This is a genomic window from Microbacterium sp. KSW4-4, assembly GCF_023091185.1.
Lineage (GTDB): Bacteria > Actinomycetota > Actinomycetes > Actinomycetales > Microbacteriaceae > Microbacterium > Microbacterium paraoxydans.
Window position 1 is genome coordinate 536,921 of record NZ_JAHWXJ010000002.1, and the last position, 25,151, is coordinate 562,071.

25 protein-coding genes are annotated in these 25,151 nt (G+C 70.4%); 22 read left to right on the plus strand and 3 right to left on the minus strand.

Annotated elements, in window-relative coordinates; all coding sequences use genetic code 11:
* Positions 1-33: 33 nt before the first annotated feature.
* The 10 genes from KZC57_RS12095 to KZC57_RS12145 all read left to right on the plus strand — a co-directional run bounded on the left by KZC57_RS12095 (position 34) and on the right by KZC57_RS12145 (position 10,248).
* Positions 34-1,023: a MoxR family ATPase gene (locus KZC57_RS12095; RefSeq protein ID WP_060922371.1), complete on the plus strand. Its 990-nt coding sequence runs from the start codon at positions 34-36 to the stop codon at positions 1,021-1,023.
* A complete protein-coding gene (locus tag KZC57_RS12100) occupies positions 1,020-2,390 on the plus strand; it encodes a DUF58 domain-containing protein (protein ID WP_060922370.1) in 1,371 nt (456 codons plus the stop codon). Before KZC57_RS12095 ends, KZC57_RS12100 begins: the two co-directional genes overlap by 4 nt.
* Positions 2,387-4,936 carry a transglutaminase domain-containing protein gene (locus KZC57_RS12105; protein ID WP_247641865.1) on the plus strand — a complete coding sequence of 850 codons (2,550 nt, stop codon included), beginning with the start codon at positions 2,387-2,389 and terminating at the stop codon, positions 4,934-4,936. Before KZC57_RS12100 ends, KZC57_RS12105 begins: the two co-directional genes overlap by 4 nt.
* Complete coding sequence (locus KZC57_RS16440) at positions 4,933-6,492, plus strand: DUF5684 domain-containing protein (protein WP_105949197.1); 1,560 nt, start codon at positions 4,933-4,935, stop codon at positions 6,490-6,492. The genes KZC57_RS12105 and KZC57_RS16440 overlap by 4 nt, the downstream gene beginning before the upstream one ends.
* Positions 6,489-7,316: a protein phosphatase 2C domain-containing protein gene (locus tag KZC57_RS12120; RefSeq protein WP_247641866.1), complete on the plus strand. Its 828-nt coding sequence runs from the start codon at positions 6,489-6,491 to the stop codon at positions 7,314-7,316. Before KZC57_RS16440 ends, KZC57_RS12120 begins: the two co-directional genes overlap by 4 nt.
* The gene (locus KZC57_RS12125) at positions 7,313-7,984 is read left to right on the plus strand and encodes a hypothetical protein (RefSeq protein ID WP_060923219.1); all 672 of its coding nucleotides are present in this window, start codon (positions 7,313-7,315) and stop codon (positions 7,982-7,984) included. Before KZC57_RS12120 ends, KZC57_RS12125 begins: the two co-directional genes overlap by 4 nt.
* Before the next feature lie 66 nt (positions 7,985-8,050).
* Positions 8,051-8,800, plus strand: a complete 750-nt coding sequence (locus tag KZC57_RS12130; RefSeq protein ID WP_085604910.1) for a hypothetical protein — start codon at positions 8,051-8,053, stop codon at positions 8,798-8,800.
* Between the two features lies 1 nt (position 8,801).
* Positions 8,802-9,119: a hypothetical protein gene (locus tag KZC57_RS12135; protein ID WP_060923221.1), complete on the plus strand. Its 318-nt coding sequence runs from the start codon at positions 8,802-8,804 to the stop codon at positions 9,117-9,119.
* 20 nt (positions 9,120-9,139) lie between these two features.
* Positions 9,140-9,835 (plus strand): hypothetical protein, encoded by a 696-nt coding sequence (locus KZC57_RS12140; RefSeq protein WP_139833250.1) that lies wholly within the window; start codon positions 9,140-9,142, stop codon positions 9,833-9,835.
* A complete protein-coding gene (locus KZC57_RS12145; RefSeq protein WP_144881419.1) occupies positions 9,835-10,248 on the plus strand; it encodes a hypothetical protein in 414 nt (137 codons plus the stop codon). Before KZC57_RS12140 ends, KZC57_RS12145 begins: the two co-directional genes overlap by 1 nt.
* Positions 10,249-10,528: 280 nt before the next feature.
* Here the strand turns inward: KZC57_RS12145 and KZC57_RS12150 are convergent, their stop codons facing one another.
* Genes KZC57_RS12150 through eccD form a run of 3 tightly spaced genes read right to left on the minus strand, consistent with a single transcriptional unit; the run spans position 10,529 to position 14,532 of the window.
* Positions 10,529-11,839 carry a S8 family serine peptidase gene (locus KZC57_RS12150; RefSeq protein WP_247641867.1) on the minus strand — a complete coding sequence of 437 codons (1,311 nt, stop codon included), beginning with the start codon at positions 11,837-11,839 and terminating at the stop codon, positions 10,529-10,531.
* A complete protein-coding gene (gene eccB / locus KZC57_RS12155) occupies positions 11,839-13,194 on the minus strand; it encodes a type VII secretion protein EccB (protein WP_247641868.1) in 1,356 nt (451 codons plus the stop codon). The genes KZC57_RS12150 and eccB overlap by 1 nt, the downstream gene beginning before the upstream one ends.
* A 3-nt stretch (positions 13,195-13,197) precedes the next feature.
* Complete coding sequence (eccD, locus tag KZC57_RS12160) at positions 13,198-14,532, minus strand: type VII secretion integral membrane protein EccD (protein WP_060923226.1); 1,335 nt, start codon at positions 14,530-14,532, stop codon at positions 13,198-13,200.
* Positions 14,533-14,688: 156 nt separating this feature from the next.
* Between eccD and KZC57_RS12165 the strand changes: the two genes are divergently transcribed.
* The 12 genes from KZC57_RS12165 (at position 14,689) to KZC57_RS12220 (ending at position 25,108) form a co-directional block, all read left to right on the plus strand.
* Positions 14,689-16,056: a S8 family serine peptidase gene (locus tag KZC57_RS12165; RefSeq protein WP_247641869.1), complete on the plus strand. Its 1,368-nt coding sequence runs from the start codon at positions 14,689-14,691 to the stop codon at positions 16,054-16,056.
* A 219-nt stretch (positions 16,057-16,275) separates the two neighbouring features.
* Positions 16,276-16,590, plus strand: a complete 315-nt coding sequence (locus KZC57_RS12170; RefSeq protein WP_025104644.1) for a WXG100 family type VII secretion target — start codon at positions 16,276-16,278, stop codon at positions 16,588-16,590.
* A 41-nt stretch (positions 16,591-16,631) separates the two neighbouring features.
* Complete coding sequence (locus KZC57_RS12175; RefSeq protein ID WP_081811619.1) at positions 16,632-16,913, plus strand: WXG100 family type VII secretion target; 282 nt, start codon at positions 16,632-16,634, stop codon at positions 16,911-16,913.
* Positions 16,914-17,037: 124 nt separating this feature from the next.
* Positions 17,038-17,385, plus strand: coding sequence for a hypothetical protein (locus tag KZC57_RS12180; RefSeq protein WP_060923659.1), 348 nt, complete (start codon positions 17,038-17,040; stop codon positions 17,383-17,385).
* A gap of 11 nt (positions 17,386-17,396) precedes the next feature.
* Positions 17,397-18,728, plus strand: a complete 1,332-nt coding sequence (locus tag KZC57_RS12185; RefSeq protein ID WP_247641870.1) for a S8 family serine peptidase — start codon at positions 17,397-17,399, stop codon at positions 18,726-18,728.
* Positions 18,718-20,112 carry a hypothetical protein gene (locus KZC57_RS12190; RefSeq protein ID WP_157547054.1) on the plus strand — a complete coding sequence of 465 codons (1,395 nt, stop codon included), beginning with the start codon at positions 18,718-18,720 and terminating at the stop codon, positions 20,110-20,112. Before KZC57_RS12185 ends, KZC57_RS12190 begins: the two co-directional genes overlap by 11 nt.
* A 38-nt stretch (positions 20,113-20,150) precedes the next feature.
* On the plus strand, positions 20,151-21,980 hold the full coding sequence (locus KZC57_RS12195; RefSeq protein ID WP_247641871.1) for a S8 family serine peptidase: 1,830 nt from the start codon (positions 20,151-20,153) through the stop codon (positions 21,978-21,980).
* Between the two features lie 48 nt (positions 21,981-22,028).
* A complete protein-coding gene (locus KZC57_RS12200; RefSeq protein WP_060923473.1) occupies positions 22,029-22,433 on the plus strand; it encodes a YbaB/EbfC family nucleoid-associated protein in 405 nt (134 codons plus the stop codon).
* Complete coding sequence (locus KZC57_RS12205; RefSeq protein WP_060923472.1) at positions 22,433-22,723, plus strand: WXG100 family type VII secretion target; 291 nt, start codon at positions 22,433-22,435, stop codon at positions 22,721-22,723. The genes KZC57_RS12200 and KZC57_RS12205 overlap by 1 nt, the downstream gene beginning before the upstream one ends.
* Before the next feature lie 29 nt (positions 22,724-22,752).
* Positions 22,753-23,085 (plus strand): hypothetical protein, encoded by a 333-nt coding sequence (locus tag KZC57_RS12210; RefSeq protein WP_060923471.1) that lies wholly within the window; start codon positions 22,753-22,755, stop codon positions 23,083-23,085.
* Complete coding sequence (locus tag KZC57_RS12215) at positions 23,082-24,653, plus strand: hypothetical protein (protein WP_144880596.1); 1,572 nt, start codon at positions 23,082-23,084, stop codon at positions 24,651-24,653. Before KZC57_RS12210 ends, KZC57_RS12215 begins: the two co-directional genes overlap by 4 nt.
* A gap of 26 nt (positions 24,654-24,679) precedes the next feature.
* Entirely contained in the window at positions 24,680-25,108 is a 429-nt protein-coding gene (locus KZC57_RS12220) for a hypothetical protein (protein WP_060923469.1), read from the plus strand.
* Positions 25,109-25,151 lie beyond the last annotated feature (43 nt).

The following is a 25,151-nucleotide window of genomic DNA, read 5'->3' on the forward strand; positions in this document are numbered from 1 at the left end:
CGCCGAGCACACCGACACGAATACTCTTTCCCTATGCCAGCCACCGCAGCAGCCCCCGTCACCATCGCTCCCGAGCAGGCCTCCTGGTTCGCCGAGACGTTCTCGATCCTGACCGGCAACATCGAGCAGGCGATCCTCGGCAAGCGCCACGTGGTCGAGCTCGTGCTCGCCACCGCCGTCAGCGGAGGCCACGTCCTCCTGGAGGACTACCCGGGAACCGGCAAGACGGCCCTCGCCCGCGCCGTCGCGCAGACGGTCAACGGGACGAGCAGCCGCATCCAGTTCACGCCCGATCTCCTTCCGGGAGATGTGACCGGCATCACCGTCTACGACCAGAAGGAGGGCACGTTCGAGTTCCACGCGGGGCCCGTCTTCGCGAACATCGTGCTCGCCGACGAGATCAACAGGGCGAGCCCGAAGACCCAGTCCGCGCTGCTGGAGGTCATGGAGGAGGGCACGGTCACGGTCGACGGCGTCACCCGGTCCGTCGGCTCCCCGTTCCTCGTGATGGCGACGCAGAACCCCATCGAGCAGGGCGGCACCTACCGGCTCCCGGAGGCCCAGCTCGACCGCTTCATGATCAAGACCTCGATCGGCTACCCCGACGAGGCCGCGACGATGCGCATCCTGCAGGGCGCCGGCCGGCCGAAGACGGTGCTCGACGGCATCGTCGACACCGACACGATCCTGACGATGGCGGAGATGTCGCGCGGGGTGTACGTGAACCCGCTGGTGTCGGACTACATCATGCGCATCGTCGACGCCACGCGGCGGGCGTCCGAGGTCCGTCTCGGCGCCAGTGTGCGCGGCGCCCTCGCGCTGTCCCGGCTGGTGATGACGTGGGCGGCCAAGAACGGGCGCACGTTCGTGACGCCCGACGACGTGCGCGAGCTCGCCGTCGTCGCCCTCGCGCACCGCCTCGTGCTCGAGCCGGAGGCCGAGTTCGACGGGGTGACGGCTGTGGCCGTCGTCGGGCAGATCCTCCTCGACGTCGAACCCCCACGCGAGAACGGCACTGCGTGACCTTCAGCACCGAATCCCGCCTGACGCGCACGACCGCGGGCACGAGCACGTCGACGCGGACGTCCACCGTCACGCGTTACGACCGCACGCGCCGCGGTCCCGTGCGCGGCGCGGTCTTCGGCGCGCGTCGGGTGGTCCGCTCCGTGGGGCGCGCGACCAGGGCCACGGTCGGCTGGGTCCGTGAGACGGTCACCACGGCGGGCATGCTCGTCGCCGTGGCCGTGGTGCTCGGCGTGCTCGCCGGGGTGCTGTTCGGCTGGGTGGAGGCCTGGGCGGTCGCCACGATCGCGCTCGTGCTGCTGGTGGCCTGTGTGCCGTTCATCCTCGGCGCCCACGACTACCGGATCGATCTCGTGCTCGACCGCGACCGCGTGGTCGCGGGCGCCGAGATCGGTGCGACCCTGGACGTCCGCAACAACGGCGAGCGCCTCTCGCTCCCCGGCGTCGTGGACGTGCCGGTCGGTGAGGGCCTCGTCGAGGCGCACGTGCCGCTGCTGCGGCCGGGTGCGCATCATCGGGAAGAGCTGACCATCGCCGCGCACCGCCGCGGCGTCATCGACGTCGGCCCGATGACCATCACTCGCGGCGACCCGATCGGCATCCTCCGCCGCGAGCTCCGGTGGCCGGACGTGCAGCGCATCCACGTGCACCCGGTGACCGTGCGGCTCCCCAGCACCAGTGCGGGACTGATCCGCGACCTCGAGGGCACGCCGAGCACCACTCTGGTGGACGCCGACCTCTCCTTCCATGCCGTGCGCGAGTACGTCGTCGGCGACTCGCCGCGCCACATCCACTGGAAGTCCACGGCGAAGACGGGCACCCTCATGGTGCGGCAGTACGAGGAGTCCCGGCACGCGCGCATCGCCGTCATCCTGGATCTCGATCCGGAGTCGTATGCCGACGACGACGAGTTCGAGAACACCGTCAGCGCGGCCGCCTCGCTGGCGCTGCAGGGTGTGCGGGACGGCAGGGACGTGCTGTTCTCCGTGAGCAACGAGATCCCGGAGCACGGCCGTGCGGAGGTGCTGTCGATCCGCACGCTGCCGACGGTGACTCCCAAGGCGCTCCTCGACGCGACCTCCACGATCGATCAGACGGCGCGGGTGATGAGGCTCGAGGCCGTCACCGCTCTCACGGCGCAGTCGTACCCCGACCTCTCCATCGGCTTCCTGCTCACCGGTTCCCTCCTGCCGATCGAGCGTCTGCGCCACGCGGCGGTGAAGCTCCCGGCTGCCGTGGAGGCGGTCGCGGTGCGCAGTGAACTCGGCGCGCAGCCGACGATGCGGACGGCCAGGGAGCTCGCGGTGATGACCCTCGGTGCGCTGGGCGATCTCCCGCAGATGCTCGCCCGAGGAGCGCTGCGATGAGCGCGGCCGGGCCGAAGCGCGGACGCGCTGGATCACGACGGGGCTCCCCGCCCTCTGCCCTGACCCTCTGGTCGCTGGGGTACGTCCTGGTCGGCGTCCTGCTCGCCACGGTGGCCGCCTGGCCGGTCTACGAGTCATCCCGAGCCCTCGCGGTGGGGATCATCGGCGGCCTCCTCGGCATGGCCGTCGCCGTCGTCACGCGTGTCCTGCGCTGGGGCACTCTGCTCGGGGCGCTCGCCGCCGTCGGGGTGTACCTGGTGGTCGCGGTGCCGCTCGCCATCCCGTCCGCTCTCACCTCTGTCCCCGCATTCTTCGGCGGTGTGCGGGATGCCGTGCTCGGGGTCGTGCTGGGCTGGAAGCAGATGCTCACTCTGAACCCGCCGTTGGGGGAGTATCAGGCGGTGCTCATCCCCTTCCTCGTGGTGATGCTGTTCGGGGCGTTCCTCGCCACGCTCTTCGTCTGGAGCGGCGGCAAGCGGGCGGTGGCCGCGGTCCCCGTGGTCGTGGCCATGAGCGTCTTCGGCGTCGCCTTCGGTGTGAGCGGCACGTCCTCCCCGGCCTCGGTGGCCGGCGTCGAGCTTCCCGCACCGCGGGAATGGCTGGTCGGGGTGGCGGTCTTCGTGGTGTCCCTGGTGTGGCTCGTCGGTCGTACGCGCCTGCAGCGCGCCGCCGCGCTGCGGACCGTGGCCGCGGCCAACATCTCCCGGCGGGCGACCCCCGTCTGGCTCACCGCCCGCCGGCACCTGCTCGCCGGGGCGCTGGCGGTCGTCGCTCTGGGGGCCGGCTTCGCGATCACCCCGGCGGCGGCCGGCTGGTCCGACCGCTCGGTGCTGCGCGACGAGATCGAGCCGCAGGTCGTGGTGCAGGAGCAGCCGAGTCCGCTCAGTTCCTACCGCTCCTGGTTCTCCGGCGACACCCTGGACACTCCGGTGGTGGAGCTGGAGGGCGACCCGGGCGCCGTGGACCGCATCCGCTTCGTCACCCTCGACGCGTACGACGGCGAGGACTTCCACATCGACGCCGATGACCGCTTCAGCCGTCTGCCGCGCTCCGCGCTCCCGGGCTCCGGCCGGGTCACGCTGGAGATCACGATCGGCGAGGCCTACCGGGGCATCTGGGTTCCGTCGCCCGCCGGTCTCGCCGAGGCACCTGCGTTCTCCGGCGAGCGTGCGGACGCGCTCGCCGACGGGTTCCATGTGAACGATGACGGTGACACCGCCATCACGATCGCGGAGGCGCCCGGCGGCGGGGAGGGTCTCGTGCCCGGTGATCGCTACTCGGTGCTGGTCGATGCGCCCGGTGCACCGGACGCGGTGACCGCTCTCCAGGGCAGCCGGTCGACCCTCGATGCCGATCGATACCCCGCGCTGGTCGAATGGGCGGAGATGCAGGAGCAGCCCCGCACCGGTGCCGGCTACCTCGAGGTGGTCGACCGTCTCCGATCCCGGGGCTACCTGAGCCACGCGCTGCTCGAGGACGCCGCTGCCACGGGGTGGATCGCGGCTCTCCAGGAGTCCGAGGGCTACGCCTTCGCTCCCAGCTATGCCGGTCACTCCGCAGCCCGCATCGAGGAGCTGTTCACCGAGCTCACCGAGCAGGAACGTCGGGCGGGTCCCGACGCCGACCCGGAGCTGCTGGTGGCGGCGGTCGGCGACGACGAGCAGTTCTCCGTGGCCGCGGCCCTCCTCGCGCAGCACTGGGGCCTGGAATCCCGTGTGGTGGTGGGAGCGCGACTCGCGGCGGCCGAAGAGGTCCCCGGGATCCCGGCGTGCACCGACGTGTGCACCGGCGCGAACATGAGCGCCTGGGTCGAGGTGCGCGCCTCGGGCGGCGAGTGGATCCCCGTCGACGCGACGCCGCAGTATGCCATGCTGCCGAGCGCCATCACCGAAGGTGAGCAGCTCCCGGAGCACCCCACGGTTCCGGAGCAGCCGCGGTCCGAGGCTCTGGATCCCCCGCAGGCGCAGAGCGACGCGAACAACGATGCGCCCCCGCTGGAGGAGCCCGCCTCGGAGGTCCTCGCCTTCCTGCTGCCGATCCTCCGTGGAGTGGGTCTCGGGCTTCTTGCCCTGCTGCTGCTCGTTCTGCCGTTCCTCGTGCTCGTGGGCGCGAAGAGCCGGCGCGGGCATGCGCGGCGCACGGCCGCAGACCCCGAGGTGCGCCTGGCCGGAGCCTGGGAAGAGCTCGCCGACGTGTACGCCGACCATGACGTGCCCATGGACGCGCAGGGCACGAGGATGCAGCGCGCGCAGACGAGCGGTCGCGTGGCAGCACAGCGGCTGGCTGCTCTGGTCGACCGCGCTGTCTTCGCCGAGCACCCGCCCACTTCCGACGACGCGACGGCCGCCTGGACGATCGTGGATGCGGAGCGGGTGGAACTGGCGAAGGCGGGGACCCGATGGCAGCGTCTTCGGACCCGGGTGCGGCCGACGTCTTTCGTCGCCAGGACGCGCTCGCTGCGCCTCCCTGGCTTCGGCGCGCGACCCGCGCTCGGTACGCTCGGATGGACCGGTTCGCTGGATGACCGGAAGAAGGGGGACTCATGACCGCGCCCGCGGACTCCGGCCTGGCCACGATGCTCGTCATCATCGTCGGACTCGGGCTGCTCGTCGGCCTGGCCGTCTACGTCTGGTACGCCCTCGCGCTGTCGCGCCTGTTCCCCCGCATCGACGGGGAGGGCTGGAAGGGCTGGGTGCCCGTCCTCAACGAGGCCGAGATCCTCGCGCGAGGGGGAGTGCCCGCCTGGTCGGTGGTGTTCTACTTCATCCCGCTCGTGCAGATCTACGGCATCTACCTCAAGGTCGTCGCCACTCATCGCATCAACCGGCGCTTCGGGCGGGGCGCCGGCATGACCGTGCTCGCCATCCTCCTGCCGCCGGTGTGGGCGACCGTGCTCGCATGGGGCCCGGCGCCCTACCCGGAGGGGGACCGTCTCGCGGCCCTCCAGCCGGGTCCGCGGCGCAGCGCCCCGCCTTCCGCGGCTCCCGCGCGCGACGCGTCGGGGTACACGATCCCCTCCCTCGCCCCCGCGGGCAACGGATCGCCGGAGGCGCCGCCGCTGATCTTCCCGGACTACGCCGCGCCGTCCGCGGTCGCTCCTGCAGCGAGTGCCCCGCCGACCGCGGGTGCGCCGCAGGGCGAGCCCCCGGCACCGAGGTCGTTCGCTCCGCCGGCCTTCGCTCCGCCTGCCGCGCCGCCGGCTCCGTCGTCCGCGACGCCGTCTCCGTCGTTCGCACCACCGGCGCCGCCCGCGCCGTCTCCCGCGGCTGCTCCCGTTCCGCCGGCTGCCTCGATTCCGCCTGCTGCCCCGGTTCTGTCTGCGGCGCCCGTGCTTCCGCCTGCGGCCGCTCCGACAGCACCGTCCCCGGCCGCACAGCCGACGCCCTCCACTCCCGCGCTGCCGACGACCGGCATCATGGCCGCGATGGGCGACGTACCGCCGGCCGCCCCGCAGCCCGCGCCGGCCCCTGCTCCCTCCGTGGACTCCTCGCCGAGCGAGGAGCCCGCTGCCCCCGCGCCGGCTCCGGAGGCGAACCGTGTCGTCCGACCCGTGCCGCCCTCGTTCCGCGACGGCGGTCAGCCCGAAGCCCCGCCGATGCCCATGATCCGCCCTGTTCCGTCTGCGACCGATTCCCCCGCAGCAGGACAGAGCGTGCCGGTACCTGCTCCCGCTGTTCCCGAAGGCCTCATCCCCGATGTCGACAAGACCGTGGTGACGCCGCGCCCGACCGACGACGACCTCGACGCCACGGTGGTCGTCGCCCGCAAGCGCGGGGTGCGGCGCGTCCTCGTGCTGGACGACGGTCGTCGGTTCTCGCTGTCCGGCGCGAGCGTCGTGATCGGCCGGAACCCCACCGGGGAACCGGGCGAGCAGCGGCTGGCCATCCCGGACACCACCCGTACGCTCTCGAAGACCCACGCCCGCCTGGTGGTGCAGGAGGACGAGTGGCGCCTGACCGACCTGCACGCCACCAACGGCGTCGTCGTGGTGGCCGACGACGGCTCGGAGACGCTCCTGGACGCCGGGGAGAGCGTGGTCGGCACCGGCCGGTTCATCCTGGGCGAAGTGGGCATGCACGTCGTCGCGGAGCGCGATTCGTGACCGTGGAATCCGTCGTCCTCCGGGTCGCCGCGCTGACCGACACCGGGCTCACGCGGACGGCCAACGAGGACGCGGTGCTCGACGCGCGTCCGGTCTTCCTGGTCGCCGACGGCATGGGTGGGCACGACGCCGGTGATCGCGCCAGCGCGGCTGTCGTCGCCGCCTTCGAGCCGCTGCGCGGACTGCCGGTCGATGTCGGCGACATCAGCGACGCCCTGAGTCGAGCCGCAGCCGTGGTCGAGGACATCGCCGCCGCGCACAAGCGCGGGGCGGGCAGCACCGTGACGGGTGTGGCCCTCGTGGAGCACGAGGGGGCGCCGCACTGGCTCGTCTTCAACGTCGGGGACTCCCGGGTGTATCGGCACCACGGCACCGAGCTGGCGCAGCTCACGATCGACCACTCCCTCGGACAGGAGCTCGTCGATGCCGGTGAGCTCCGCCCCGAAGACCTGGCCTCGTTCTCGCGCCGCAACGTCATCACGCGCGCGGTCGGGGCCCCGGACAGCACGGCGGACAGCTGGCTGCTCCCCGTCGCCGACGGCGAGCGGCTCCTGCTGTGCTCCGACGGGCTGACCGGCGAGGTGAGCGATGAGGCCATCCGCGCGACGCTGACCATGAACGGTCGCCCGGAGACCGCGGCGGCGGCCCTCGTCCGCCGCGCGCTGCAGAGCGGAGGGCGCGACAACGTCTCCGTCCTGGTGATCGACGTCGTCTCCGGCGGCGCACGCACGCGTCCCGACGACGCGACGGGTGGACGGGCCGCCGTGTCCGCCGTCACCGATTCGATGCTCGAGGGCACGACGGTCCCGGTGCGCGCGCGATGAGCGACGACGAGGTCGAGGAGACCGTCATCCTGACACGCCGAGACCGCCGGCGGGCCGGAGCGGCGGACCCGGTTCCCCCGGCGGCCGATGACACATCGGCCGCCGTCGATGAGGCCACCATCGTGGTGGATCGCGCGAAGACGGCTCCGGCTCCCGACCGGACCGACGATGCCGCGGAGGACGCGTCCGAGGGCGCCATCACCGATGAGCCGGACGATGCCGGGCCCGAGGACGCCGCGGGCGAGGCCATCGACGACGCAACCGTGGTCGTCGATCGCTCCACCCCTCCGGCGGCCGACGTCCCCGAGGACGCCACCGTGGCGGTCGCGCGTCCGGCTCGACGCCTGCGGCGGAAGAAGGGCGCCGCCGCAGAGGGCGACGGCACCGCACCCCAGGCCGCCGAACCGCGGTTCCACGTCGATTCCTTCGCCGCCCCGGATGGCGCACCGGCTCCTGCGATCTACAAGCCCCGGCCGGCACCGCGCACTCCCGTCGCTCCGCCCGTCGTCGTCGGGGCGGCCGCTCCCACGCGCGTGGTGGAGCCCGGGCTGCCGTCCGTCGCCAAGCAGGCGCAGCGGTGGAGCATCATCACCCTTGCTGCGACCGTCGGGGCGAGCGTCGTGTCGGTCGTCGGGCTCGTCGCGCTCGGCTTCGTCGTCTTCGGCTGAGGATCTCCACGCCGGCCGGGAGGCTCTGTATGGTGGACGAGGAAACGCCTTGAGGGGGGATAGTCGATGAGCGACGATGCGGAACGGTTCTTCGAGTTGCGCGACGAGGTGGACAGTCAGGCGAAGATGTTCGCCGATGCGTCCGCGCGGGCTGTTCCCGCCTCCTTCACCGATGAGGCAGGCCTGGTGACGGCGCAGATCGACGAAGACGGAGTGCTCTCCGTCGAGATCGCCGACCGCTGGCGTGACGGCATCGAACCGTCGGCTCTCGGCGACCGCATCGTCGCCGCCTTCCAAGGCTTGAGCGCCGCCAGGGTCGAGGCGTGGGCGGCCAACATCGGCGACGCGGCCGAACAGGATCATCGCCCCTCGCCGATCCCCTCGACGCACGACTCGGTGGCGGCGAAGCTGCAGGAGGCGCTCCTCGCGGAGCCGGAGACCACGCCCGCGGTGGAGAGGGCTCTCGAGAACATGCTCGCCTTCCTCGACGACGTCTCCGCCAACATCGACGCGACTTTCGCGGGCGCTCTCAGCCGGGGACGACAGACCGAGGAGGTCGCACCGCTCTCCCGGCACCTCACCGTGGAGCTGTCCGCGGGCGGGCACCTCGTCGCGGTCTCGCTCTCACCAAACTGGGCCGAGCGGTCTTCCGGCGCCCAGATCTCGCGCGAGCTGAACGACACACTCCGCGAGGCTTTCGAGAAGACCCGGGCGACCCGGGACGCGGGGGCGCTCGATGGCAGCCCGCTCGAGAAGTACGGCCGTTTCGTCGATGATCCGGACGCTTTCGTGGCGTTCGTCAGTGGGAAGGAATGAGATGGATCCGGAGATCGCGCTCAGTTTCGAAGCGCTGACGAAAGACGCCACGCTGTGGGACGAGGCGTCCGCCACCCTGCAGTCCAGCGCTGGGGAGATCGCGGGGATCGAGGTGAACCGCGGCGCTTTCTCGTTCGCGGCGATCGACCTGGCCGACCTCTATGCGGAGCTGCATTCCCGCGTGCAGCAACTGCTCACCGACGGTGCGACCAGGACGAGCGAGGGCGCGGCTGCGCTGCGCGCCGTCCGCGATCAGTTCGAGCGCTACGAAGACATCACCCAGTCCGAGCTCTATCGGATCTGGCAGCCGGCAGTCTGACCGAAGGCGAGACGACAACGATGAACCCCGTCATTGACCGAGTGCTCGAACTGCTGGAGAAGGTCAAGCAGAAGCTCGACGAGATCGTGCGCCTGATCAACGCGGCGCTCCGCACCATCCCCGCGTACCTGAGCTGGGTCGCCGACCGGGTCAAGGACGCGTGGGACACCACGCTGACCAAGATCCAGGAGATGTGGGATTGGCTGGCGGACAAGCTGAGCTATCTTGGCAACCCCTTCGTGCTCAACGGCGCGGCCGACGGCTGGAAGCGGGTAGGTGGTCAGGTGTCGCGGATCAATGACACGATCGTCGACGCGAACCTGTCGGTGGACGACCGGTGGACAGGGCGCGCCGCGGACCAGTACCAGCAGTCGCTCGAGCCGCAGCGCCGGGCCAACACATCGATCATGTCCGACTACGCGGAGAACATCGGCAACGCCATGAGCGGGCTGGCGGTGGCGATCGCCGCCTTCTGGGGTGCCATCGCCGTCGCCATCCTCACGCTCCTCGGCGCTCTTGCCGGCGCGGCCGTGGCGACGGGAACCATCATCGGCTTGCCGGCGGCTCCGGTGCTCGTCGGTCTCGGCATCGCGACCTTCCTCGTCGCTGCCGGTGCCGGCGTCACCATCCTGTACGTGTCGGCGGGGCAGGCGCGTTCGACCATGACGTCGACGTCGGCCGGCATCACCACCTGGCCGTCGATCGCGACCGCCTGATGAGCGGGGCAGTCCGGACGGCGCGCCCGCGTGTGCCCGCCATCGTCTCCGTTGTCGTCGGCGCGTTCGCGACAATCGCTGCGCTCCTGGCACTCGCCAACGCCTCGGCGGAAGGGGCTCTGCTCGGCGGTGGCCTGGTCGCAGCCGTGGTGGCCGTCCTCAGCTTTCTGCTCGCCGGATACGGCTTCCAGCTCGGACGATCGGCTGCCGCGAAGCTGCCCGCGGCGGGACCGTTGACCCTTCTCGCCCTCCTCACGGCCGTCGTCGGCGTGATCGGGAGCATGGGAGTCTTCGTGCTCAGCGCGGCGAGCGGAAGCCAGAACGGGATGGCTGTGGCGGTCATCGTCCTGGTGCTCTCGTTCATCGAGACGATCGTCGGCTTCCGACTGGTGCGGGTGTCTCGCCAGGATTAGGTTGCCCCTGCTGCCGTTGGCGGGAGATGTCATGGTCACCGGTGCGGCCCTCGTGGGCGCCGTCGTCCGGGCGCGGCAGGCGGCAGCCTCCGGGCGATGATCCGGCACCCGCGGCGGTCAGCGCCGAGAACACCATGGCGAAGACGACGAGCAGACCGGCGAGAGCGAGGAGCCGATCGGTGGCTGCGCTCCGCTCCGTCTGCCCGCCGCGTCGAGCGAGGCCGAACGATCGTATGGCGGCCACGGCGAAGCCATGGGGGTCATCTTCTGTCTCCGGTTCTCACGCCTCGGGCTCGGGGCGGTCGAGGAGGCCGCCCTGTCGCTCGACCTCGACCGCCGCGTCGGCGGGGGTCTCCCGGCGTCGCCGGAGGACGATGAGGATGCCGAGGACTCCGAGCAGGCTCGCGCCGGCGATCGCGGCGATCAACGCCACCTCGCGGGTGAGGACGAACGGCGGCACGCCGTGGTCGGGCTCGACGCTCACCGCCGGGGGCCGCACGGCGCTCTCGGCCGTGTCGAAGAAGGGGCTGACGGGTCCGCGGGTGGTGGGGTCGGGGAGGAGCTGAATAGCGGCGGAGGGCCGGATGAAGCCCCAGCCGTTCACGTCATCGCGGTTGTCGGCATCCGCACGGAGCGCCGTGGCCGTCAGCCGATACGCCCACCCCGCCGGGGGATCGTCCGGGTGCGCCTGGGCGACCAGAGCCGCCGCCGCGCTCACATAGCCCGTCGCGTAGCTCGATGCCGGGGCATCGGAGGCGAACAGGCAGTCCCCGCCGCCCGTCGCCGCGGTGAGCACGTTCGCGCCGGGGGCCGTGACCCCGACCTGCGGACCGTGGATCGAGCTGTCGGTCGCGAGCCCCGTCGCGTCGGCCGCGCTGACGCCGAGCGCCTGTTCGTAGGCGGCGGGATACCGGGCTCCGTCCTCCGCCTCGGGGTCGGAGATCCTGTTGCCGCCGCTGGCGACGACGAGCGCTCCGACGGCGGCCGCGTGCTCCACCGCCGCGCGCAGCGCAGGCGAGTCCGTCTCCTGCGACGACGAGACGTTGATGATGTCCGCGCCGTTGTCCGCCGCCCAGTTGATGCCGTCGGCGAGGCGCTGGGCGCTCGGTCCCCACCCCTTGTCGATGTCCTGCGGCGAGTCGCTGCGGAACGCGCGCACCGACAGCAGGCGCGCATCGGGGGCGAGCCCCACCACGCCGGAGCCGGAGACGGGCTGCGCCGCGATCTGCCCGGCGATGGCGGTGCCGTGCCCGGTCAGATCGCTCAGGCCGTCGCCGCGTTCGCCGTCGCCGACGAGGTTCACGCCCCCGACGACGACGCCGGCGAGGTGCGGGTTGCCGGCGTCGATCCCGGAGTCGACGACCGCCACGACCACGCCCTTCCCGGTGGCGAGACGGTTCGCATCCTCCGCCCCGAGGGCCGCGAGTGCCGACGGCGCCTCGGGAGCGAACACCACGGTGCCGGGCTCGCAGGCGCCGGTCGCCATCGACACGATCGTCGTGGGGGCGGTCGGCGCGGCCACCGCGGCGGCCGGCGTCCCCCATACGGCAGCACCCACCACGAGGGCGGCGAGAGCGGCGCGGCGGCGCATCACTCGTCCTCGGAGCCGGGCGACTCTCTCGCGGCCTCTGTGGTCAGCGCCGGCCCGGCGGCGAAGAAGTCGATCCACGCGCTCGGCACCCGCCCGACGTCGCCGGGGGTGTAACCGAGCTGGGCGAGCGGTCCGCTGGCGGCGTCTTCCGCCGACTCGTCCGGCACGGCGCCCGGGATGGCGTACGCGGTACCGGACTCGTCGACGAGCACGGCCATGCCCACCGCCTCGTCCGACGGGCCGCTCGTCTGCACGAGGGCCCCACCGCCGACGGTGACGGCGACACGGTCGCGGTCCTCCGGCAGCTCGGTGCTCGTGGACCCGAGGACGGTGCGGGCGTCGTCGCCCAGGACCGCGCACGGGGTCTCGCCGGAGGCGAGCGGCGTCAGCGGAAGCGTGGGCCAGTCGTCGCCACCGGCGTTCGGAACGGTGGGAACGTCGGCCACCTCCGCCGGAGACACCTCTTCCTCATCCGCGCCGGCCTCCTGCGCGCTGCCGAGCAGGTAGAGCTGGTACGCGAGCGGGCTGAGGCGCGCGAGCTCCCCGGTCGCGAGCGCCACGTAGCGCTCGTCCGCGGGGCTGCCCTGCACGTGCACGATCGTGCCCGCCGTCAGGTCGGTCCCCGGCACCCGGGCGCCGACGGCGTTCAGACGGATCGGCTCGAGGTCGGCGCCGCTCTCGAAGAGGTTGAGCCAGCGTCCGTCGACCTCGATGACGTCGCTGGTGCCGAGGCCGACCGCGCGCAGCACCGCGTTGGCGTCGTCGGCGGGGACGGCGTAGCGGAGGCCGTCGGCGATCACGAAGAGCTCGTCACCGCGCTGCACCACGGCGCCGGTACCCGCCGACGGCTCCGCGATCGGCGCCCCTGACAGCGAGACGGCGGTCCCGGCGGAGTCGTCGATGCACGCGGTCCATGCCGTGTTGATGAGGGCGCTCGGGGTGGGCAGGTCGTCAGGGGCGCCGAGGATGCCGATCGAACCGCCGACCGGGATGCCGTCGAGGGCTGCCTGATCCGTGCGCACGACCTTGAACTCGCCGGCGGGGATGAGCAGGCGGGCGCTCGCGGTGTTGATGACGGGGTACAGCGTCCCCTCGACCGAGACGTAACGGGCGCCCGTGTCGGTGGCGACGATGAGGCGTTTGTTCTGCCAGTCGCCGGGGAGGCCCGGCTGCATGATGCCCCAGAACACGCCGACGAGGATCACGCCGACGGTGAGGGCGATGCCCGCGATGACGGCGCGCAGCGGCTTGGCCGGTTCGAGCTCCTTGCCGCCGGGGGCGCCGCCGGTGAAGGCGGAGAGGAGACGTCGTCGGCTGAAGCCCTGGGCCTCGATCAGGTCCTTCTTGGTCGCCATCGGTCAGACGAGCCCCGCCGTGATGACCCCCAGCGGGAGCAGGAGGGCGAGCGCGACGACCTCGACCGTGTCGCCGAGCCGCGTGAGGCGGAGGCGGGCCTTTGGCGTGAGCAGCGTGAGTCCGATGAGCACCACGGTGGCGACCACGAGGATGAGCAGCATCCAGGTGCGCACGTCGGGGAGGGCGAGCGCGACGGTCACACCGGTCGCGGCGAGGCCGATCGCCCCGATCGCCATCAGCACGAGCACCCCGAGGCGGGCGTGCATCTGCCGCGACTGGAACATCATGCCGACGAAGGCGAGCACGCACAGCACAGCGCCCGTGACGCCGCTGGCGGCGACGAGCGGGGTCGCGATGAGGGCGGCGAGGCCGAGCGCGGCACGGAGCGCGATGAGCGTGCGGGTGCCGGCGGCGGCGCGACGCTTCACCTCCTCGGCGTCGATGGGCTGCGGCGCGGAGAACATGTCCGCGTCGCTCTGCGGCGAGATCACCCGGATGCGGGTGGAGCTCAGAGCCAGCCAGGGGATGCCGTTCGCGAGCAGCGCCGTGGTCGCGAGCATCAGCGCGTAGGAGGCGAGCGGGTCGCCGAAGACCGCGGCCGCCGTGGCCGTGATCCCGATCGAGGCGCCGAGGGCGATGGGCACGAGGTGGATCTCGGGCTTGTCCTGGGTGACGGCCAGGCTGAGGCCCCCGACGACGACGAGTCCGAGCCCGAGAGCCGCGAGCGGCCAGCCCCAGATGCTCTGCGCGGGGACCGCGAGGTAGCCCGCGAGCCCGCCGTACGCTGCGGCGGTGAGTCCGAGCGCATGACCGGCCTCGGGCTGCCGCAGCCGCATCAGCACGGCGGCGGCCACGCTGAGCACGACCGCGCCCGATCCCGCGATGATCGCCGGGAGCAGAGACGTCGGCGGCGTCGCGACGAGGAGCACGGCGCAGAGGGCGAGGAAGGTCAGGCTGACGAAGAGGGCGGTGCGGGAGCTGTCCGCGGGGGTCCAGGAGTTGTGCTGCTCCGCGGTCGCGTCGATCACGGCTTCCACGACGTCGTCGTAGATGCGCGGCTCGCGCATGAGTCCGCCGCGCACCAGGGTCAGCAGCTCGCCGTCGTGCACGCCCTGGGCCGCGGCGCCACGAGCGGGGTCGAGGGGCGTGCCGTCCGCCCGCTGCAGCGCGTATCCGCCGTGCGTGAGGGTCGGGTCCAGCACGCCGAGACTGCGGGCGAAGCCGGGGATGATCTCGACCAGGGGGACCTGCGACGGCACCCCCACGTCGAGCCTGCGGTCGTCGCTGACCACGGAGATCCGCAGCACGGTTCCTGCCACGGTGCCGCTCTGGCTCATATCGGTGGTGTCCCCCCACGTGTGTGATGCTCTCCCGCCGCAGGCATTGCGGGGGTCCGGCCCGGACTCACTCTAGTTGACAGGCCAGATACTATCTGTTGCGCACGCGCGGGCAGGGGCGACGGTCTCGCGCGGCGGAGGGTAACGGAGGGGATCATGCAGGTTGGACGTGTCCGCGGCGTGCGGCGGCTGCTCGTGTGGATGGGAACGCTGGGAACGGTGATGGCATTGGTCGCGCCCGCGGCAGCTCACGCAGCGACGCTGGAGTCAGGTCTGTGGTGGTTCGATCGCGGCAAGGTGCAGGCAGCGCACGATGCGGGCTTCGACGGGACGGGTGTCACCGTCGCGGTCATCGACGGTCAGATCAATCCCGACATCGTCGGTCTCCGCGGCGCGGATCTCGAGGTGAAGGACTCCTACTGTCGCGACGCCGCGGGAGACCCGGTGCCGGCAACGTCGACCGATTATGTGGCGGCATCGCACGGGACGCACGTCGTCTCGATGATCGCGGGGACCGGAGATGCCCCGGCAGGCGGCGTTCCCGTCACCGGGGCCGCGCCTGGTGCGAAGATCCTCTACTACCCGGCGATCGTCACCGATGGGGTGTTCGACACCGCGATGGGGGAGAAGTTCGACGAGCAGTGTCTGCTCGAAGACGGCAGCACGGTCATGGCTGATGGGACGACCGGGGTGTCGCGTGCGATCGAGGATGCGGTAGAGGATGGCGCCGACATCATCTCCATCTCCCTCGGGGGCTTCGATCTGACCGACGCCCTCGCCAAGGCGGAGGCCGCCGGCGTGATCGTGGTGGCGGCTCTTCCGAACAACTCCGGGGTGGCCTCGCAGCCTGCGTCGGGCAACGGCGTCGTCGCAGTGCAGTCGTTCGGTGCCGATGGGAAGATCCAGAGCTCCACCACCATCGAGGGCGTGGGCGAGCCTTCGCCGAATCAGAGCGACGACGTGATCGTCGCTGCGCCGGGGATGGGTATGCTCGGGCAGGGCAGCGAGAACTCCTGGGACGAGCAGGTCCTCCTCACCGGCACGTCGTATGCGACGCCGATCGCGGCGGGCTTTCTTGCCGTGGTGAAACAGAAGTACCCGGATGCCACCTCGGGTCAGCTGCTGCAGAGTCTCATCCGCAACACGGGCACCAAGGGTGAGCACGAGCCGGAGTGGAACGACAGCGTGGGTTATGGAGCGGTCTCGCTGACGGGGATGCTCGCTGTCGATCCGACGGCGTACCCGGATGTCAACCCGATCTTCGATGCGGAAGACCCGAACGCCCGGCCGTCGGCGGCCGACGTCCGCGCTGCTGCCGCTGCTGCTGCTGCGCGGCCGGCGCCGACCGCCGACAGCGACGAGCCTGGCGAGGCCTCGTCCACGCAGGGCGCATTGGTGCCGCTGCTGATCGGGGGCGGGGTCCTGGTCGCTGTCCTTCTTGTGGGCGGCATCATTCTCGCGGTCGTGCTCGCGCGATCTTCACGACGACGGAACAACGAGCACCGAGGCGCGCAAGACCGGTAGGGCGCCGGGCATCAGCGGAAGTGGCGTGCCGATGCTTCAGGCCATTCATCGATCGAACGTAGAAATTTCGATACGGATCTGTCCAGGCCGTTGGAAATGGGCACCGACCTGCTTTAGCCTATGTGCGGAAACAGATTGTCGGGGGTTGTTCCGAAGTCGTCCCGTATCGGGAAGGCGCTCCCCCGCGTGTGTCCTCATGGGGACCGGAGGGAGTGAGTAATGGCTGATGTCATCTCCGCAGAAGAGGGGGCTCTGCGTCGCGGAGCCCAGGCCGTGCGGGAGACGAAGTCCGGGATCGATCAGCAGACCAAGAAGGTCCGCGGTGAGATCGAGCAGCTGCGCGGGTTCTGGACGGGTGCGGCCGCCGCATCGTTCACCACGCTGATGTCGCGGTGGGACGAGCAGGCTCGTCAGCTCAACGAGGTCCTCGTGACGCTCGAGGATGCCCTCGCCGGCACCGAGCGCGACCAGGCCGCGACCGAAGAATCCCACCAGCAGACCATCGCGGGCCTCGGCTCGATGATGGGCGCCTGAGCGCAGTCCGCAGAGATTTCAAGGAGAACATGATGCAGTCGATGTCCGTTCGCCCGGAGCAGGTCAACGCTCTCGCGGCGCAGATCCGCAGCGGGTCGCAGGGTATTCGTTCCGAGCTGGACCGCCTCGAGTCCGAGGTCAGCAAGCTTCGTGCGGCGTGGGATGGTGCCGCGCAGCAGGCCTACGACCAGGCGCAGGCCAAGTGGAACCGCTCGCTGAGCGAGATGCAGCAGCTGCTCACGCAGATCGCCGGGAAGACCGAGGAGATCTCGGGTCAGTACGTGCAGACCGACAAGTCGGCTGCGGGGCGCTTCGGCGCGTGAACCCGGGGCGCGGGTCTGGCGCAGAGATGCGTCGGGCCCGCGCCGTCTGCTGTGCTTTTCGGTGAGCCACCGGACGGTACAGCAGGCGTGACGGGATCGCCGGAGGAAAGAAGAGGGGGCGTCGATGACCATCGGAATCGACTTCGATCAGATCATGGCTGAGCTCAAGCGGCTGGCCCGTGAAGCAGCGGCTTTTCCTGCCGCGAACGAAGTCGCCGTGTCCGAGGGTGGCACGTCGAAGGCGACGGATGAGCTGCGCACCGCGGTGGCCGTCGCGGCCGAGCGCCTGGGCATGGCGACCCAGAACGCCGTCGATTCGTTGAATGCGACGCAGGAGACCATCCGCCAGGCCGTGATGATGATCGCGGAGCAGGATGCAGCCATCGCTGATGAATCGAAGCTAATCCTGTCGCTTCTCGACTCTGCCGTCGCGCAGAGCGATGGAGAAACGAATCCGGAGGCCGACTACTGATGCGACGCGGTGTGCCAGCCAGCGCATCCGGCGCGGTCGCGTCGATCGTCGCGCTGGCGCTTCTCCTCCCTGCTTCCGCTCACGCAGCGACGCTGGAGTCGGGTCTGTGGTGGTTCGATCGCGGCAAGGTGCAGGCAGCGCACGATGCGGGCTTCGACGGGACGGGTGTCACCGTCGCGGTCATCGACGGTCAGATCAATCCCGACGTCGTCGGTCTCCGCGGCGCGGATCTCGAGGTGAAGGACTCCTACTGTCGCGACGCCGAGGGAGACCCGGTGCCGGCGACGTCGACCGATTATGTGGCGGCATCGCACGGGACGCACGTCGTCTCGATGATCGCAGGGACCGGAGATGCCCCGGCGGGCGGCGTTCCTGTCGCAGGGGCCGCGCCTGGTGCGAAGGTCCTCTACTACCCGGCGATCGTCACTGATGGGGTGTTCGATACCGCGATGGGTGAGAGGTCCGATGAGCAGTGCCTGCTCGAGGACGGCAGCACGGTCATGGCTGATGGTACGAACGGGATGTCACGCGCGATCGAGGACGCGGTGGAGGATGGCGCGGACATCATCTCGATCTCCCTCGGCGGCACGGACGTGACCAAAGCGCTCGCCAAGGCGGAGGCTGCAGGCGTGATCGTCGTGGCGGCGCTCCCGAACGACTCCAGGTTCGCCGTGCAGCCTGCCGGGGGGAACGGCGTCGTCGCGGTGCAGTCGTTCGGGGCCGACGGCAAGATCCAGAGCTCTACGCCCATTGAAGGGGGTGAGCCTTTCCCGAACCAGAGCGACCATGTGATCGTGGCGGCGCCCGGAGTGGGTGTGCTCGGGCAGGGCAGCGAGAACTCCTGGGACGAGCAGGTCCTCCTCACCGGCACGTCGTATGCGACGCCGATCGCGGCGGGCTTTCTTGCCGTGGTGAAACAGAAGTACCCGGATGCCACCTCGGGTCAGCTGCTGCAGAGTCTCATCCGCAACACGGGCACCAAGGGTGAGCACGAGCCGGAGTGGAACGACAGCGTGGGTTATGGAGCGGTCTCGCTGACGGGGATGCTCGCTGTCGATCCGACGGCGTACCCGGATGTCAACCCGATCTTCGATGCAGACGATCCGGACGCCCGGCCGTCGGCGGCCGACGTTCGCGCTGCTGCTTCGGCGACACCGGCGCCGACCGCCGACAGCGATGAGCCTGGCGAGACTTCGTCCACGCAGGACGCCTTGGTGCCGCTGCTGGTCGGGGGCGGGATCCTGGTCGCTGTCCTTCTTGTGGGCGGCATCATTCTCGCGGTGGTGCTCACACGATCTTCACGACGACGGAACAACGAGCAAGGGGGAGCCCATGGCCGGTAAGCAGGCTGGTGGCGGTTACGAAGCGGAACTCAATCGCATCCGAGCTGTTGAGGACTGGCGCATCCCGAAGGCTCCTGCGCTTCAGAACGCGCTGCGGTCGTTGGACAGTGCGCTTGCTGCTGTGCTCGCATCGTCCGCCTGGGAGGGGAGCGCTGCCGAGAGCGCCAAGACGTCGCTGAACACCCTCCGCGCGCAATTCCGCAACGTAGAAGCGCACGTTTCACACATCACGCGGGTCATCGACACGGCGAACTCGATCCGCCGGGAGACCGCAGCGGCAGAGCTTCCGAGCGCGCAGGTCGATTCCTTCTGGGCGAACGCTGCGCGCGTCGGTTCGGTGGTCGTCCACCCCGTGTTGGGGCCGCTTGCCGCCGACACCGCACTTGATGCCATCGGGAACTTCCTCGGCAACAAGCGGGAAGAAGAGGCCCGAAAGATCGTCGAGCGAGTCGAGGCGTCGCTCCAGGAGCCGGCCAAGGAACTCCTCGAGTCCTCAGAGCGGGTGGCGTCGTTCAACATGGACGTCACCGTGCCTGGCGGCACGGATGACCAGCCCGGCGGATCCGATCCCGGGGTGACGGCTCCACGGATCTCGTATCCGAGCGGCATCGGAGGCCCGTCCGGCTCCGCACCCGGTGTCGGAGGTGTCACTCCTCCCGGCGGCGGTGTCGGCGAGTATCATCCCCCGGTCCCGACGAACCCTGCGGTGCCCTCGGTCCCCGCCGGGCCGGGCGATGGAGGATGGGTTCCGGAGGGTCCCGGCGATCGTCCGGGCGATGTGGGTATCGATGATCCCTCGATCGACTCTCCCGGCGGTGGTCTCCTTCCGGGCGGGCCCGGTGGCGGTCTTCCTGGCGGTTCCGGTGGTCCCGGCGGCTCGGGCTCCGGCTCGCTTCCCGGCGGCGCCCTCCCGGGCGGCGTCTTCCCCGGCGGTAGCGGGGGTCTCGGCGGCATCGTGGGCGGTGGCGCCGGTGCGGCGGCGATCGCGGCGAGCTCGAAGATAGCCGGCTTCGGCAGCATGGGCGGACTCGGCGGTGCGGGCCTGGGCCCGGGTGCCGGTGCCGGACTCAAGGCCGGTGGCGGTCTGCTCGGCAATTCCGCGGTCGGCGGCGGCGTCGGCGGCGTCGGTGGTGCGGGCGGTATGGCCGGTGCCGGCGGCGTCGGCGGGGCGGGTGCCTCGGGCACCGGGTCTTCCGGCGCGGCAGGTGCCGGTGGCCGACCCGGCATGGGCATGATGGGCGGCGCCGGAGGCGCGGACGAGGAGGAGAAGGCGAAGCGTTCGGGCCTCGGTGGTCCTATCGCGCCGAAGCTGGAGGACGACGAGGAAGTTGGCCCCCGCGCCAAGGGCGCCCGCGCCGGATCCCGCGACGAGCCCAACAACTGAATGACGCCGCTCTGGTCCGAGAAGGCGCGGTACGGGGGATGAGTGGACGCAGTGAGCTGACCCGTGGGCGCGCCGTTTCCGGGATGCGGCGGGCAGCGGCAGCGTTCCTTGCTACGGCGTTGACCGCGCTTTCGCTTGCGGCCTGCGCCCCGAGCGGCGCGACGGTGCTCACTGTGACCTACGCGACAGACGGCGGAGAGCAGACTCTGACGTTAAAGCCGGACCAGATCAGCTGCGACTCGGACAGTGCGCACGGGCTTGCGATCTCGAACGATCCACAGGGACGCTTTTCGATCCGGCTCGACAGCGACCGCCGTGGATCGGTCGGCGCGGGTAGCGATGAGGGGCTGGTGCTCTTCGAAGGAACGGAACTCCACCTCAGCGCCTCAGATACCGTGCTCACCATCGGAGAGTCCGGCGGCGAAGTATCCCTCGTCGAGGGATGGGAACCCGGTGACGATGTGAATGTCACGGCTGATGATGCCGAGCGGTACCCCGCGACGTTGACCGGATCGATCACCTGCGACGGCCCTGTCGCCCAGCCGAGTACCGAGCCTCGGGCCTCCGGTGAGGCGGCCGCATCGGATGCGTCCGAGGGCGGGCTGTGGTATTTCAACCGGGGCAAGGTGCAGGCCGCACAGGACGCCGGCCTCGACGGTTCCGGAGTGACGATCGCCGTGATCGACACCCAGGTGAATCCGGATGCTCCCGGTCTGCGGGGCGCTGACCTCCAGGTGCGGGAGGAGTCGTTCTGTTTCGACGAGTCGGGAAAGCGGTATGACGCGATCTCCTCGGACTATGTCGCGGCGAATCACGGCACGAACGTCGCCTCGATGATCCTGGGCACGGGAGAGGCGGTCGGCGGCACCCCCATCAAGGGCGTGGCGCCGGGCGCGACGGTGCTCTATTACAACTCGATGATCACCACCAGCGCGCCGGAGGGGAACGACGTCGAGTCCACCTGCCTGCAGGAGAACGGCGAGCTGATCAACGACGATCTGAGCGATGAGGGAATGCGCCGCCCCTCCGGCCTGGCAAAGGCGATCTCGGCGGCGGTGGACGACGGTGCGGATATCATCTCGGTTTCGCTGGGCGGGCTGGTCGACGCCGCGGATTCGGTGGCGAAGGCTCATGCGGCCGGAGTCGTGGTGTTGGGTTCGCTGCCGAATGTGGGCGGGGTCGGCGACTGGCCTTCGAGCTACAACGGTGTCGTCGCCGTGCAGGCGTTCGGTCCCGACGGCAAGATCCAGTACTCGACGTACGATCCGGTGCTCGCCGAGCCCTCGCCGAACCTGAGTGAGGACGTGAAGGTGGCGTCTCCGGGGCTGGAGATCATCGCGCAGGGCACCGCGGACTCGTGGGACGCGCAGCAACTGCGTTCAGGGACCTCATTGGCGACGCCGATCGCGGCGGGCTTCCTGGCGGTCTTGAAGCAGAAGTACCCGGAGGCGACGTCCAATCAGCTCATCCAGAGCATGATCCACAACACCGGGACGAAGGGCGAGCACGAACCGAAGTGGAACAACAGCGGCGGGTACGGGGCGATATCGCTCTCCGGCATGCTGGCTGTCGATCCGACGAAGTACCCGGATGTGAACCCGCTCTGGGACGCCGACGATGAGAACGCTGTTCCCCAGCAGGCCAACGTGGACGAGGAAGCCGCGCTGCTCGCCGCGAGCGCTTCTCCGCAGCCGACGAGTGAGGCGGGATCTGACTCGGGTACTGCCGGGACAGGTCTCGCGCCGCTGCTGATCGGCGGTGGGGCCGTGCTCGCCATCCTCGTCATCGGCGGGGTCGTCCTTGCCGTAGTGCTGACCAGCTCGTCACGACGACAGACCGCCGCGCAAGGGGGAAAGCATGAGCACTAAGCGCAATCGGTCACTCGACTCGTTGTGACCGAACGGAGGGGGAAGAAGATGCCGGAGGGAAATGACGTTCTCGCGTCGATGGAGGCGTTGAACGCGAAGATCGATGCGCAGATCGCGCGTTCGCGCGTGCTCGCGGAGGAAGCGGCGCGGGTGTCTGCCGAGGCGACGCAGACCACGGCGACGGTCACGTCGTCGGATGGTCGGGTCACGGTGGTGGCGCAGCCGACCGGGGCGATCGCCGAGGTGCGGCTGTCGAGCGCCATCGACGATGCGATCGCGCTCGGCGCGACGATCACCGATACGATCGCCGCGGCTCAGCGCGCGGCGGCCGACGCCGTGGTCGAGTCCCTGGCGCAGACGCTCGGCGCGGATTCCGGGCTGGTCGACGCGGTCCGGCGCGACGTCCAGGCCGCGTTTCCGGCCCCGGGCGACGACACCCTCGGGTACCGCTGATGGCCACGATCGAGGTCAACCCGTCCCGCCTGGCCGCGGCTGCGCGCTCCATCGGCGATGCGTCGGCGAACATCGATGCCGCCCTGGAGCAGCTCGTCGGGATCGCCGGCGTGCTGCGGGATTCGTGGTCGGGGGAGGCCCAGTCCGCGTTCGACTCCGCGCACGGGCGCTTCGACCTGTCGATGCGGGAGCGCAGCGCCCTCGTCGACGCCATCGCGACCACCCTGGACGATCTCGCGACGTCGTACTCCGAGACGGACCTGGCCGGCCAGCGCGCACTCGGGGGGTAGCTGAACATGACGATGTCGGGAGGATGGAAATGACCACGGGAGCGGCGAACCAGCAGATCGTCGTCGACGCGGATCTGCTGCAGGCTCATGTGCGGGCGCTCTCTGATGCCGCGGATATCCTGCGCGGCGCCGCGGCGAACGCGGCCGGCGGCGTGGGCGGAGAGGCGTTCGGGGCCCTGTGCGCCCCCCTGCTCGGCCCGGCGGTGTCGGCACTCGCAGAGGCATCCCGGTCGACGCTCGCGACGGCGAGCGCGCTCTCGGCACTGACGTCTGCGGCTCTCGCGGCCACTGTCGGACAGTTCCGCGAGGTGGAGGAGACCGCCGTGACGACCTTCCGCGCGATCGAAGGACAGGCGCTGTGACCGCGGTCGCCGCGATCAGCGGCCAGGTGCGATCCGGGTCCTGGGCAGCGGGCGCTGCGGGCTACACGTCGGCGCAGGCCGATTGTGCGAGCATCCCCGGCATCGCCGGTCTGCTGATCCAGTACATCCAGCCCCTCCGCGAGTGGTTCGACGATCTGCTCGGCGACCCGGGCACCGTCGGCGCCTTCGCGGCCCGCTGGGAGGACGCGGAGCGCGCGCTCGGAAGGACGCACGCGATGCTCAGCGACGCTGATCGTCGGCTGGTCGACCTGGACGGCCGCACGGTCAGGGCGTTGCGCGAGCGCTTCTCCGATGTGCTCTCCGTGAGCGAGGACGGCGTGCAGTGGACGGGCGCGACTGCGAGCGCCGTGCGTGCGGTCTCGCACATCATCGAGTCCACTCGCGTGCTGATCTGCGACTTCCTCGGCCGTCTCAGCCGATTCGCCGAGGACCTCTTCGGATGGTCGGTGAACCCGCTGTCGAAGCTCAAGGACCTCGAGCGGTTCGCGAACTCCGCCGCGGAGTTCGTCACGGTCGGCGGCGCGCTCGTGAAGAACCTGATCAGCGCCGTCGTCTCGCTCGCGGAACTGCTGTACAAGCTCGTCCCGCTGGTCGGCGACGCGCTGCAGCGGCTCCGCGGAGTGGTCGCCGACATGATGCCGGTGCTCGGGGGACTGTTCGGCGGCCCGCTCGGGATCCCGGGCGGGAACGTGCTGGACGACTTCCTCGACACGGACGTGAACGTGCGGGAGATCGACCCGGATGACCTGAGCGGGAGGGCGCTCCTCGCGTGGATCGAGGCGCACGAAGTCACCGACCTGCGCTCCCTCTCGGATCTCGTCGCGGTGAACACGACGACGGACGCCATGGGTGGTCAGGACGCGACGGTCATCGACATCAAGCAGGTGCGGGCGGCGGACGGTTCGACCCACTGGGTGGTGTCGCTGCCCTCGACGCAGCCGTGGGAGTTCGACGGGCCGCACGGTGCGATGAACGACCGCGACAGCAACCTGGCTCTCATGATGGACAACCCGGTCTTCCGTGGCCAGTACGAGCGCGCGGTCCTGCAGGCGATGCAGGAGGCGGGGATTCCCGCCGGAGCTGATGTCGTCCTGACCGGTTTCAGCCAGGGCGGCATCATGGCGGCCAACCTCGCTGCGGACCCGACCTTCCCTTACAAGCCGCTCGCGGTGGTGACGAACGGCTCGCCCGTCGACAACTTCGCGGTGCCGCCGCACGTCCCCGTCTATGCGTTCCAGCACGCGTCGGACATCGTGCCGATGACCGATGGAAGCGCGATCGCGCTGCCGGGTCTTCCCGGCATCGCACCGATCGATGTGCCGCACACGCCGATCACGGTTCTGCCGCCGAACATGCACCAGATCACGCTCCCCGACCCGCCAGGGAAACACCTCTTCGATGCGCACGACAATGATGCGTACGCGGAATCCGTCGCCGCGTGGGAACGACACTATCGGTCAGAGAACGATGGCGAAGACCCCTGGGATCTCGCCGGACTCGGGGGGCAGGTCATCGACCACCAGGTGTATTCGGGGGTGGAGCATTGAGGCGTCGTCGCGAAATCATCACCGCCGTGCTTCTCACAGGGGCGGTCTTTTCCGTTACCGGTTGCTCGCTGGTAGCTGGCGATCTGGCCGACGACGAGGTCGAGGAGATCCCCGCGGCGCTCTTGGCCTCCGATGTCGGAGTCACCGAGGCGTTTGCAGAGAAGGCGACGAGCGGACTCTCCTTCGAGCTGTCGGTCGGCGTTTATCTCGATGATGCGGAGTTCACCGAGTCGGACCTCGCGTCGGTTCTTCAGATCATCATCGATGAGAACGATCTGCCGACCGATGACATCGAGCTTGCGGTCCGTGACGTCGACGGTGAGGCCATCGACCTCGAGTCGATGATGGAGCGGTTGGTCCCGGGAGTCGTTGACACGTCTGTGTATGGGCACGTCACGCTCACGACCGACGGCGCACGCGAGATCATCGATGCCGTCGAAGCGGGGTCATCGTGACCCTCCGGACCTCCGGCGGCGGCGCCGCGCGGCGAGAGTCTCG

What these genes read in the sequence shown, in the direction of transcription:
- KZC57_RS12095 (WP_060922371.1), top strand. Translation starts at nt 34, where the DNA reads ATGCCAGCCACCGCAGCAGCCCCCGTCACCATCGCTCCCGAGCAGGCC.
- KZC57_RS12105 (WP_247641865.1), top strand. Translation starts at nt 2,387, where the DNA reads ATGAGCGCGGCCGGGCCGAAGCGCGGACGCGCTGGATCACGACGGGGC.
- KZC57_RS16440 (WP_105949197.1), top strand. Translation starts at nt 4,933, where the DNA reads ATGACCGCGCCCGCGGACTCCGGCCTGGCCACGATGCTCGTCATCATC.
- KZC57_RS12125 (WP_060923219.1), top strand. Translation starts at nt 7,313, where the DNA reads ATGAGCGACGACGAGGTCGAGGAGACCGTCATCCTGACACGCCGAGAC.
- KZC57_RS12130 (WP_085604910.1), top strand. Translation starts at nt 8,051, where the DNA reads ATGAGCGACGATGCGGAACGGTTCTTCGAGTTGCGCGACGAGGTGGAC.
- KZC57_RS12135 (WP_060923221.1), top strand. Translation starts at nt 8,802, where the DNA reads ATGGATCCGGAGATCGCGCTCAGTTTCGAAGCGCTGACGAAAGACGCC.
- KZC57_RS12140 (WP_139833250.1), top strand. Translation starts at nt 9,140, where the DNA reads ATGAACCCCGTCATTGACCGAGTGCTCGAACTGCTGGAGAAGGTCAAG.
- KZC57_RS12145 (WP_144881419.1), top strand. Translation starts at nt 9,835, where the DNA reads ATGAGCGGGGCAGTCCGGACGGCGCGCCCGCGTGTGCCCGCCATCGTC.
- KZC57_RS12150 (WP_247641867.1), bottom strand. Translation starts at nt 11,839, where the DNA reads ATGCGCCGCCGCGCCGCTCTCGCCGCCCTCGTGGTGGGTGCTGCCGTA.
- eccB (WP_247641868.1), bottom strand. Translation starts at nt 13,194, where the DNA reads ATGGCGACCAAGAAGGACCTGATCGAGGCCCAGGGCTTCAGCCGACGA.
- eccD (WP_060923226.1), bottom strand. Translation starts at nt 14,532, where the DNA reads ATGAGCCAGAGCGGCACCGTGGCAGGAACCGTGCTGCGGATCTCCGTG.
- KZC57_RS12165 (WP_247641869.1), top strand. Translation starts at nt 14,689, where the DNA reads ATGCAGGTTGGACGTGTCCGCGGCGTGCGGCGGCTGCTCGTGTGGATG.
- KZC57_RS12170 (WP_025104644.1), top strand. Translation starts at nt 16,276, where the DNA reads ATGGCTGATGTCATCTCCGCAGAAGAGGGGGCTCTGCGTCGCGGAGCC.
- KZC57_RS12175 (WP_081811619.1), top strand. Translation starts at nt 16,632, where the DNA reads ATGTCCGTTCGCCCGGAGCAGGTCAACGCTCTCGCGGCGCAGATCCGC.
- KZC57_RS12180 (WP_060923659.1), top strand. Translation starts at nt 17,038, where the DNA reads ATGACCATCGGAATCGACTTCGATCAGATCATGGCTGAGCTCAAGCGG.
- KZC57_RS12190 (WP_157547054.1), top strand. Translation starts at nt 18,718, where the DNA reads ATGGCCGGTAAGCAGGCTGGTGGCGGTTACGAAGCGGAACTCAATCGC.
- KZC57_RS12195 (WP_247641871.1), top strand. Translation starts at nt 20,151, where the DNA reads ATGAGTGGACGCAGTGAGCTGACCCGTGGGCGCGCCGTTTCCGGGATG.
- KZC57_RS12200 (WP_060923473.1), top strand. Translation starts at nt 22,029, where the DNA reads ATGCCGGAGGGAAATGACGTTCTCGCGTCGATGGAGGCGTTGAACGCG.
- KZC57_RS12205 (WP_060923472.1), top strand. Translation starts at nt 22,433, where the DNA reads ATGGCCACGATCGAGGTCAACCCGTCCCGCCTGGCCGCGGCTGCGCGC.
- KZC57_RS12210 (WP_060923471.1), top strand. Translation starts at nt 22,753, where the DNA reads ATGACCACGGGAGCGGCGAACCAGCAGATCGTCGTCGACGCGGATCTG.